Genomic DNA, 2,005 nt, shown 5'->3' with positions numbered 1-2,005 from the left:
AAAAAAAGAAAGTCAAGTCCGAAAGGATAAGATATACAAGGCCAAAGCGCGATGCGGCGGCGAGAAAGTTCTTTAAAGAAATGATCATGATGCGTGGTGAGTAGTTTAGCTTTTGAATTTTAGAAGCGGCGAAAGTCACGAAGAAAAGATGAAGCTAGAATAAAAAATACGATTCCGGATTAGATATTAAAAAAAGACAATTTCTAATTATTTTTATAAATAGTTAGGTGTCGAACAATTCATTTTACAATGGAGAGTTTGATCCTGGCTCAGGATGAACGCTAGCGGCAGGCCTAATACATGCAAGTCGAACGGGATCTGAGGGTAGCTTGCTACCCGATTTGAGAGTGGCGCACGGGTGCGTAACGCGTGAGCAACCTACCCATATCAGGGGGATAGCCCGAAGAAATTCGGATTAACACCGCATAATAATACGCTAACACATGTTGATGTATTTAAATATTTATAGGATATGGATGGGCTCGCGTGACATTAGCTAGTTGGTAAGGTAACGGCTTACCAAGGCGACGATGTCTAGGGGCTCTGAGAGGAGAATCCCCCACACTGGTACTGAGACACGGACCAGACTCCTACGGGAGGCAGCAGTAAGGAATATTGGTCAATGGGCGCAAGCCTGAACCAGCCATGCCGCGTGCAGGATGACTGCCCTATGGGTTGTAAACTGCTTTTGTTAGGGAATAAACCTTCTTACGTGTAAGGAGCTGAATGTACCTAAAGAATAAGGATCGGCTAACTCCGTGCCAGCAGCCGCGGTAATACGGAGGATCCAAGCGTTATCCGGATTTATTGGGTTTAAAGGGTGCGTAGGTGGCTTAATAAGTCAGGGGTGAAAGACATCGGCTCAACCGATGCAGTGCCTTTGATACTGTTAAGCTTGAATTATGTTGAAGATGGCGGAATGAGACAAGTAGCGGTGAAATGCATAGATATGTCTCAGAACACCGATTGCGAAGGCAGCTGTCTAAACATGGATTGACACTGATGCACGAAAGCGTGGGGATCAAACAGGATTAGATACCCTGGTAGTCCACGCCCTAAACGATGATAACTCGATGTTAGCGATATACAGTTAGCGTCTTAGCGAAAGCGTTAAGTTATCCACCTGGGGAGTACGCCCGCAAGGGTGAAACTCAAAGGAATTGACGGGGGCCCGCACAAGCGGAGGAGCATGTGGTTTAATTCGATGATACGCGAGGAACCTTACCCGGGCTTGAAAGTTACTGAATGATCTAGAGATAGATCAGTCCTTCGGGACAGGAAACTAGGTGCTGCATGGCTGTCGTCAGCTCGTGCCGTGAGGTGTTGGGTTAAGTCCCGCAACGAGCGCAACCCCTATGTTTAGTTGCCAGCACGTTAAGGTGGGGACTCTAAACAGACTGCCCGTGCAAACGGAGAGGAAGGTGGGGACGACGTCAAGTCATCATGGCCCTTACGTCCGGGGCTACACACGTGCTACAATGGCCGATACAGCGGGCAGCTACCTGGCAACAGGATGCGAATCTCGAAAAGTCGGTCACAGTTCGGATCGGGGTCTGCAACTCGACCCCGTGAAGTTGGATTCGCTAGTAATCGCGTATCAGCAATGACGCGGTGAATACGTTCCCGGGCCTTGTACACACCGCCCGTCAAGCCATGAAAGTTGGGGGTGCCTAAAGCATGTAACCGCAAGGAGCGTGTTAGGGCAAAACCGATAATTGGGGCTAAGTCGTAACAAGGTAGCCGTACCGGAAGGTGCGGCTGGAATACCTCCTTTCTAGAGATGCGGAAACGTATTGCTTACCACGCACATGACATTACTTTAATTTAAAAAGAAGAAAGAATAGAAACGATAGGAAATACAGTACCTGTCCCCATAGTATAGGGGTTCATTCATGTTATTACCGAGGTAGAAAAGAAGATATAGCTAGTCCCGTAGCTCAGTTGGTTAGAGCACTACACTGATAATGTAGGGGTCAGCAGTTCAAATCTGCTCGGGACTACATTA

General features: G+C 47.7%; 1 tRNA gene and 1 rRNA gene. Both read left to right on the top strand.

The features are described from left to right. Positions 1–246 precede the first annotated feature (246 nt). Positions 247–1,774: ribosomal RNA gene (locus GKO22_RS16495) — 16S ribosomal RNA — on the top strand. A 152-nt stretch (positions 1,775–1,926) separates the two neighbouring features. Continuing rightward, positions 1,927–2,000 (top strand) — tRNA-Ile (locus tag GKO22_RS16490). Positions 2,001–2,005 lie beyond the last annotated feature (5 nt).

Source organism: Sphingobacterium chungjuense (assembly GCF_011316935.1).
Classification (GTDB): Bacteria; Bacteroidota; Bacteroidia; order Sphingobacteriales; family Sphingobacteriaceae; genus Sphingobacterium; species Sphingobacterium chungjuense.
The sequence above is the reverse complement of the archived record's forward strand: the minus strand, read 5'-3'. Positions and strand labels throughout refer to the sequence as shown.